This is a genomic window from Bradyrhizobium hereditatis, assembly GCF_020329435.1.
GTDB lineage: Bacteria > Pseudomonadota > Alphaproteobacteria > Rhizobiales > Xanthobacteraceae > Bradyrhizobium > Bradyrhizobium hereditatis.
The window spans coordinates 1-8,134 of sequence record NZ_JAGKJK010000041.1; the positions used below are offsets into that span (position 1 = coordinate 1).

Genomic DNA, 8,134 nt, shown 5'->3' on the forward strand with positions numbered 1-8,134 from the left:
GCAGTTGGCATTGCCGGCGGATCGATAGACTCTCATGATCGCGCTGAAGCAATCCTTGGCGATCCGGCGCGCTCATCTTTCGGACCTCCTGGCTAAGAAATCTCGCTCGACCGTCAATTGTCCGATCTTGGCGTGGAGCTTCTCGACCTCCAGTTCGTGGGCCACCTCGCCATCCCGACCAGTGCCCGCGTCGAACGCACGAACCGCTTGATCCTGAAGCTGCTTCTTCCACGCATAAATCTGGTTCACATGCACCTGGTAGCGCTGCGCCAGATCCGTCACCGTTGATTGTTCTCGCCTCCAAGGCGATCTTTGCTTTCAGCGCCGCATCGATTTTCCGTCTCGTCTTCTTCATGGTCCGCTCCGTTTATCAAAACGGAACGGCATCCGCACCACCTAAGCCGCCGGTCCAAAATCCGGGGTCCACTTCAGACTATCGGTTGCTGAAATCCGTCAAAAAAGGCGCTTGATCGCTCAATTTCAGCGTCGATGCGAGAATTGTTGCATTAATCAATATCGACGCATCGTTACTGTTCAGGGGCACGTACGCGCGTTAATTCGATGCGCATTTCTAGGGGAGGTCTTATTATGGCTAAAGTGCCTCCATTTCATTCGAAAAAACCGAATGCGAGAAACGTCTATCACGACAACGACAAGTGCACCGAGGGCAACAACATCGAACGGCAATATCTCGCCTCCGGCACTGCCGGGCGACCGCGCTGCGAACGTTGCATCCGCCTAGCCTAGTTCACCCACTGCCGTGGGGCAGATGATTAACCTGCACCACGGCCCGTCTAGTCCTACTGCGTGTGCGCCGGGAGGCCGGCAAGGAATAGATGGTGAGAGTCCATTGCGATGAAGGAGTAGCGCCCACATCGGCCCCAAGCCGTGCGGCAGCGTCCGTGAGGGCGCTGGCGAAGCGTCGGCAGGGGAGCATGCAGGCCAGCCATTGAGCCGCGAAAGAAGATTGTCCCGGGAGTCGACGCTGTACTCAGAGCGGAAGGCGACGCGGACGGGTGCGATAACGCGAGCACCTGGACGTCCCGGTGTGGTCGTAGACCCTGGCATGTATGGACGTTCCTTGCGCGGAAACCGGGAGATCTCGAGTCTGACCGGGGGCGGTCCGGCCGCCCCGGCCCGCACCGGGAAAGCGAGGAGCTGTAGCCGGTGATGCACGGACACGAGAAGTCAGACCCTGTCATATTAGCAACGAAGCTGACGAACAAAGCCGGGTTACCGGCCGCGGAGGCGGTGGAGCGAAGGACGGGGGCCGAGGGGAACGCGAACCAGCTAAGCACGCGCCGGGCGCAGGATCGGGAAAGCGTGTCACAGGCGCTGGAGCGCGTACGTCAAGCCACAAGGAAAGGAAGAAGGAACGGTTCACCGCGCTCTACCACCATCTCAGCCTGCCTGCGCTCAGGACGGCGTTCTTCGCGCTTAAGCGGGAGGCGGCGGCTGGAGTGGATGGGGTGACGTGGCGGGACTACGAGGCCGATCTCGATCGCAAGCTCGCAGATCTGCACGCACGGGTCCATCGGGGAGCGTACCGGGCGCAACCAAGCCGCGGTCGGTATATTCCGAAGGCGGATGGCAGACAGCGCCCGCTCGCAGTCGCTGCCCTGGAAGACAAGGCCGTCCAACGCGCAACTGCTGCCGTGCTGAACGCGATCTTCGAGGAGGACTTCCTCGGATTTAGCTATGGTTTCCGGCCGGGGCGCGGCCAGCATAATGCGCTGGACGCTTTGGTTTTCGGGATCAACAGCACGAAGGTGAGTGGCGTGAGGGTACGGCGGAACGGTTGTCCTCGCGCTTTGCCCGTGTGCGCGTCCGTCCGGCACATCGCGATTACTGGCTCGCCGAAAGCCGGCCGGAGGAATGGCTACTGATCGAGTGGCCGGCGGGCGAGGAGGCGCCGACCAAATATTGGTTGTCAACGCTTCCGGCGAACATTGGCTTCCGCCATCTCGTCGATATTGCCAAGCTGCGCTGGCGCATTGAGCGCGACTACCACGAACTCAAACAGGAAGTTGGCCTTGGTCACTTCGAGGGGCGAAGCTGGCGTGGCTTCCACCACCACGCAACACTGTGCATTGCCGCCAACGGATTTCTGGTCTCCGAGCGAGAAACGATTCCCCCCTCAGAAACAGCCTCCACCAGGCTGTTCAAGGAAGCTGCAATTCCCGAAACTTATCGACCGAGGGGATCCGCCATTGCGGCCTGAACGGCACGTTCCAAATTCAATTGCCACCGTTCGGAGAAGATTGAACGCGGCTCTCGTGTCCACACTATCTCGATGCCCTTGCATCAGACTGATCTCAAGTCGAAGTAGGCCTCGAAAATTATGATCCCGGTAGGGACGCTCATTGCTGAGCGCCCCCCGGACAGATCCGGACATGCAGCTTTCCCGCATCCGGCTCCCACCTTGGGTGCTTGACGGCGAAGCGCTGTTCTGGCCAGGGGTGAAGGATCCTCGCTTTCGGGAGCCCAGTCATCCGACAGCTTCGTGATCCGCGCCCACGTCAGGTGGTCCTTCTGGCTGCGTCGCCTCAGCGAGCGCCCCCATAGGTCGATGATGTGGTAGCGGAACGCCTCCAGCGCGCGCCCATTCGTCGGCACGGCATGATAGGCGAAGAAGCCGGTGACGACTTGCCTCAGCCATTTCCCCTGGTCGGGAGTCGGCTGATGCCGCCGTCGTCGCATCTCTTCCTTAATCTCGCTGAGTTTAGCTTGTATGCGTTCGCGCCGCGACTTCCGCTTGAGCAGGAAGCTGCCTCGGCGCGATGTGCCGCAGATGAAGCTGAACCCGAGGAAATTGAAGGTTTCTGGTTTGCCGATCCCACGCCGTTGGCGGTTGGTCGCAGCACGGCGGCCAAACTCGATCAGGCGGGTCTTTTCCGGATGAAGCGACAATGCGAACTCCTCCAGTTGCGTTCGCATCGCATTCCAGAAGCGACGGGCGTCGTCCTCATGCTCGAACCGACGACGATGTCGTCGGCGAAGCGCACGATGATCATATCGCCCGTAGCGTCGCGCCGCCGCCAGCGCTCCGCCCAGAGATCGAACAAAAAATGAAGGTAGACGTTGGCAAGGAGCGGCGAGATCACCGAGCCTTGGCCCGTTCCCTTATCATTAGTTGTGACGATCCCGTCTTCAAGAACGCCCGCCTTGAGCCATTTCTGGATCAGGCGGATGATGCGCTTGTCGCCGACCCGATGTTCAACGAAGCGAACCAGCCAGGATTGACTGACACGATCGAAGAACGACCGAATGTCGGCGTCCAGGATGTAGTTCACCTTCGTGCTGTTGATCCCGACAACCAAAGCGTCCAGCAGCATTATGCTGGCCGCGCCCCGGCCGGAAACCATAGCTAAATCCGAGGAAGTCCTCCTCGAAGATCGCGTTCAGCACGGCAGCAGTTGCGCGTTGGACGACCTTGTCTTCCAGGGCAGCGACTGCGAGCGGGCGCTGTCTGCCATCCGCCTTCGGAAAATATACCGACGGCGGCTTGGTTGCGCCCGGTACGCTCCCCGATGGACCCGTGCGTGCAGATCTGCGAGCTTGCGATCGAGTCTGCAGGCGCTTCCCAAGAATATGTTCGAGCGGCTTGAATCTTACTTAGCGTAGGGTGTAGAGAGTCTCACCGAGGTAACAAATCGGGGCTAATGGGGTCCGACAGGAAATCTGGTGAGACCTACGTTCCCCAACGAAAACTAGTGTCCCGCGATGCTACTTTTAACTATGCTGTCCATCTTCTCCGCTATGTTCGGCACAGTCTACGCCGTGAGCGCATGGCTCTCCCATGAGAAGCGCGAGCGCGACGCGCCTTGTACCCCAACGCCCAGGCGGCGAGCATTCTAACGTAACAGAAGAGCGCCTCACCGGTGGACCGCACGCTTAGCGCGTCTAGCGCGAGCTGCCGGCGCGCGATTGCGGTGCTGGATAATCCCATTCGAATCAATCCGCGCGATGGTGCTGAGCTCGGCGCTGGAGTGTCGTTCAAATAGAATCCTGCGTGATGCTGCTCGGAATCGCTGAATTTCGGCGTTAGTTCGTCGCCTGCGTCGCAGGTTGCGCCGCTCTTTCGATTATAAACGCGGCCGTCCCAAGTTAGGAGATTGCAATTGAAGGTCGGCGTTCCCAAGGAAATCAAGACCCACGAATACCGCGTGGGCCTGACCCCTGGAGCGGTCCGCGAATATGTGGCCGCAGGCCACAGCGTACTCCTCGAGACCAATGCCGGTGCTGGTATAGGCGCTACAGACGACAATTATCGCAAGGCTGGTGCAACCATTCTGGATTCTGCTCGCGACGTGTTTGCGTTGAGCGAGATGATTGTAAAGGTCAAGGAGCCACAGCCGTCCGAATGGGCGCAGTTGCGAGAGAACCAGATCCTCTTTACGTATCTTCATCTGGCGCCGGACCCTGAGCAGGCCAAGGGCCTCATTAAGTCTGGTTGTACTGCAATCGCCTACGAAACTGTCACCGATGCGCATGGCGGTCTTCCGCTGCTTGCGCCGATGAGCGAGGTCGCGGGCCGGCTTGCGATCGAGGCGGCAGGTAGCGCCCTGAAGCGGTATGCAGGCGGGCGGGGGCTGTTGATCGGGGGCGTGCCGGGTGTCCAGCCGGCCCGTATCGTGGTGATCGGAGGCGGCGTAGTCGGTACGCATGCGGCACGGATGGCGACGGGCTTGGGTGCCGAGGTCACTATCCTTGACCGTTCGCTTCCCCGGCTTCGTGAGCTAGATGAGCTGTTCGAAGGTCGCGTTCGTACTAGGTTCTCGACGATCGACGCCGTTGAGGAAGAGGTATTTGCTGCTGACGTTGTCATTGGCGCGGTGCTCGTTCCCGGCGCGAGTGCGCCGAAGCTTGTCAGCCAGCGCGCGTTGAGCTCGATGCGCAAAGGCTCGGTCATCGTGGATGTAGCTATTGATCAGGGTGGATGCTTCGAGACATCGCGTCCGACAACGCACGCTGACCCAACTTACGAGGTAGATGGCGTCATTCACTACTGTGTGGCCAATATGCCGGGAGCTGTCCCCCTGACCTCGAGCCAAGCACTGAATAACGCCACTCTGCCTTTTGGTTTGGCTATCGCTAACAAGGGATTTGCAGCCGTCCTCGAAAATCCGCATCTGCGCGCTGGTCTCAATGTCTGTCGGGGCCGCCTGACTTATAAGGCGGTCGCCGAGAGTCTCGGCTTGCCATTCTCACCGATCGAACAGGCTGCGGCCTGATCCGAGAGGGCCCTCTAGGGCGTTTCTCTTCCTTGGGCCAGTCCTTTAGAGTGGCCCTTTGACCTTGCCCCATATGTGGAACGGCCCGCGTGGCAAGAGCTTTTTCAGTCGATTCACACATTGGAACGGTGCGGTCATATGTCCCGTCTTCTGTACGCGGCACACGGCCGCTGGCCTCGATGAGATTCGCGGAACAAGGAGCTAAATCAAGCTTACGCGCTTGGGCGCATTGGGGGCAGTAGCTTCACTCGTCTTGGGATTTCGTCCCATGGGTTCATCGCCTGTTGTTGCACCTTGTCCTCTGCCGGCCTGCGCCGGTCAGATCGTTTTGGCGGTCACTGCGTCCATCAGACGGCGACTGCGGTAATCATGGTGGGGCTGGACGCCGATAAGTTCCGCCCCTGTTCAGAAGCGCCCAAATGATCCGCGCGGTCTTATTGGCTTGCGCGACCGCGACAATCTTGAAGGGCCGTCTGGCGAGAAGCGCCTTCAGCCACGGCCGCGCCCGAGCGTCATTTCGGGCGATCCGCAAGACGGCGGTTGCGCCGACAACGAGGAGAGCGCGGAGTTCCGGATGTCCCATCTTCGATATTCGTCTCAGTCGCTCTTTGCCTCCGCTTGAATGAGACCGCGGCGTCAATCCCAGCCAGGCGGCAAAGTGGCGAGCCGACTTGAACCCGCCGGGATCCCCGGCAAGTGGCCGCCTTTGGATTGAATCGGTCCATGATCATCAGTCAAAACGCGCTACGCGGCAAACAGGTCAGGCGATCGGGACCGAATACCCCATCTCTTCCGAAGAGCGGCTGCTCGCAGCGGCGGTGCTACAACGAAGCCTCTTACGCGCTTTAGCCCCATTTGATCTGGTAGGTGTCCAAGCGCGCTAGCCAGTGGTTTAGTGGGGTTGGACTAGGGGGCCGATCGAGCTGCCGTAATAGACAATGACGGCGGCAGTATGGAGAAGACCTATGAAACTCGCTTCCGGATACGAGGCTTTTTTGGAGGCCGCCCACAAGAATTACCCGGATCAAACAAAGCCGGGTGGAAATCTTGATTGGGCAATCGCATTAAGCAGCGTTGTGAATGCTGAGTGCTCCGACCGCTTTGCAAAGCCATCGGCACGAGGATGGAAGTCGTCGCTTCACGCAAAGCTTTTTCCCAGCTACTCCACAAAGGTTGGAGCCCTGGCGATGACGTACAAAGGGTTAATGAATGTCAAGACCCCTTTTGATCTAGCTCTGTATACGAGGCTTATTTGGGAACTTCAGCCGAGGACGATTCTAGAACTCGGTTCACTTCAGGGTGGCAGCGGACTTTGGTTTGCTGATCAAATGTCGTTACTTTGTGAGAATCCAGGCGAAGTTCACTCCTTTGATTTGCATACCAAATGTATCCATGTAAATGCAAAGCATCCTCGTCTTACCTTTCATCAGGTCGACCTTTCGGACGTTGCCGCCTTCGATAGAAATCTGCTGATGAGACTACCTCATCCTTGGCTTGTGGTCGACGATGCTCACGTACAAATTTTCTCGATATTTACTTACCTGAGCCGCTTCCTTGTATCTGGAGATTATTATGTGATCGAAGACGATCCTATGCGTGCAGATAAGGAGATTATTGATGGCTTGCAGCTGGTCGAGCAATCGGGATTTTTAATCGATACGTATTATACCGACGCGTTTGGGAGCAATTTTACTTCTGCTCCAAACGCATGGCTTCGAAAGTCATAAGCCTGGATCGGTAGGTTGCCGGCTTGTGCGTGTTCGGGCAGGCATTGGCTGGCCTCGTATTGAGCAGCTCGCGTCGTGCGAGCTGTGGAACTGGGCATTGCGTTTGAAACCATTCCAGTAGAGGTACGCATCTGCTCAGCATGTTGCTGCAGGCCATCGTCGCAACGGGGCAACAATGACGAACCGTGATCTTCTGCCGACCACTGGTTGAAGCGCAAAGCGGCAGCCAAGCCAATCCCAGGTTTAAAACAATCTCAATCGCAGCGCCCGCAATATGACCCAATCAAGCAGCCGCGGCGGCTAGGATTTCTGGATATCGAAGTCATCGATGATGATTCGGCCGCCGGGCCAGGGGCATGCTGGCCACGGCCACGTTGCGACAAACTAGTCGATATGGCTTTGCGCCGGGGAAGTCGAGGCCGTACCTTGCTTCTATGCCTCTGGCTTGTGCGCAATGACCACGACTGGATGATCATTGCATGCACAGCGGCAAGATCGGTGGAAAGCGATTCAGATGTGGTCACGACGATGATGGGATCACATCCATGACGATCCGCAAGCCAAAAGCACCTCATTCGAACGATGTCGGCCGCCACGTCTCTTGTGGGTGCCTCCAGTCGATTCGGGACAACGAGGGCATCGGGAGATGCCCATAAGAGTCACGATGACGTAGCCGCCGGCGAAAAGATGGAAGTCGTTGATCCACGTCATCGGCTTTATGGCCGACGCTATCGACTAATCTCGATCGGCAAGGAGACGACCGTAAGCGCCAAGCTGATGCCGTTCAGGCTTTGAAGTTCCAGGGCATGAGCGCATCGATCTGAGTGATCGGCCAGCCCTGCGCGATCCGGTCGAGGGTTTGTGTGAGCCAGGCGTGCGGGTCGACGTCGTTCATCTTCGCGGTTTGCAGAAGCGTGGCAATGGTCGCCCAGGTTCGGCCGCCGCCATGCGACCCGGCGAAGAGCGCATTTTTCCTCGTAATTGTCTGCGGCCTTATTGCCCGCTCGACGATGTTCGAATCGATCTCGATGCGAGCGTCGGTCAGGAAGCGCTCGAGAGCCGCACGCCTCGATAGAGCATAGCGGATCGCCTCAGCGAGCTTGGATTTGCCGGATAGGCGCGGCAGTTCTCTTTCCCACAAGTCGAAGAGGGTCGAGACGATAGGCGTCGACC

6 protein-coding genes and 2 pseudogenes are annotated in these 8,134 nt (G+C 58.5%); 3 read left to right on the forward strand and 5 right to left on the reverse strand.

Going from position 1 to position 8,134, the window contains the following annotated elements; translation table 11 throughout:
* Window positions 1–72: 72 nt before the first annotated feature.
* Window positions 73–282 carry a hypothetical protein gene (locus J6524_RS36725; protein WP_225678725.1) on the reverse strand — a complete coding sequence of 70 codons (210 nt, stop codon included), beginning with the start codon at window positions 280–282 and terminating at the stop codon, window positions 73–75.
* A 1,492-nt stretch (window positions 283–1,774) separates the two neighbouring features.
* On the opposite strand from J6524_RS36725, the pseudogene J6524_RS36735 reads away from it, so the two are divergent.
* Window positions 1,775–2,221: pseudogene (locus J6524_RS36735) on the forward strand (transposase); the annotation flags it as partial.
* An 83-nt stretch (window positions 2,222–2,304) separates the two neighbouring features.
* On the opposite strand, the gene J6524_RS38195 reads toward J6524_RS36735, so the two are convergent.
* Together J6524_RS38195 and J6524_RS38200 are read right to left on the reverse strand one after the other, a co-directional pair.
* Entirely contained in the window at window positions 2,305–2,910 is a 606-nt protein-coding gene (locus J6524_RS38195) for an RNA-dependent RNA polymerase family protein (RefSeq protein ID WP_376712131.1), read from the reverse strand.
* Window positions 2,880–3,365 carry a reverse transcriptase domain-containing protein gene (locus J6524_RS38200; protein ID WP_376712132.1) on the reverse strand — a complete coding sequence of 162 codons (486 nt, stop codon included), beginning with the start codon at window positions 3,363–3,365 and terminating at the stop codon, window positions 2,880–2,882. The genes J6524_RS38195 and J6524_RS38200 overlap by 31 nt, the downstream gene beginning before the upstream one ends.
* Window positions 3,366–4,121: 756 nt before the next feature.
* On the opposite strand from J6524_RS38200, the gene ald reads away from it, so the two are divergent.
* Window positions 4,122–5,234, forward strand: a complete 1,113-nt coding sequence (gene ald / locus J6524_RS36745; RefSeq protein ID WP_225678726.1) for an alanine dehydrogenase — start codon at window positions 4,122–4,124, stop codon at window positions 5,232–5,234.
* A 367-nt stretch (window positions 5,235–5,601) separates the two neighbouring features.
* On the opposite strand, the pseudogene J6524_RS36750 reads toward ald, so the two are convergent.
* Window positions 5,602–5,922 (reverse strand): annotated as a pseudogene (locus J6524_RS36750) (transposase); the annotation flags it as partial.
* 277 nt (window positions 5,923–6,199) lie between these two features.
* Here J6524_RS36750 and J6524_RS36755 point away from each other — a divergent pair.
* The gene (locus J6524_RS36755) at window positions 6,200–6,961 is read left to right on the forward strand and encodes a CmcI family methyltransferase (protein ID WP_225678727.1); all 762 of its coding nucleotides are present in this window, start codon (window positions 6,200–6,202) and stop codon (window positions 6,959–6,961) included.
* 784 nt (window positions 6,962–7,745) lie between these two features.
* On the opposite strand, the gene J6524_RS36760 is transcribed toward J6524_RS36755, so the two are convergent.
* On the reverse strand, window positions 7,746–8,134 hold a 389-nt coding region (locus J6524_RS36760; protein ID WP_225678442.1), incomplete at its 5' end, for an IS66 family transposase.

Excerpts from the sequence above, each read along its gene's own strand:
- J6524_RS36755 (WP_225678727.1), top strand. The coding sequence starts at position 6,200 with ATGAAACTCGCTTCCGGATACGAGGCTTTTTTGGAGGCCGCCCACAAG.
- J6524_RS38200 (WP_376712132.1), bottom strand. The coding sequence starts at position 3,365 with ATGGTTTCCGGCCGGGGCGCGGCCAGCATAATGCTGCTGGACGCTTTG.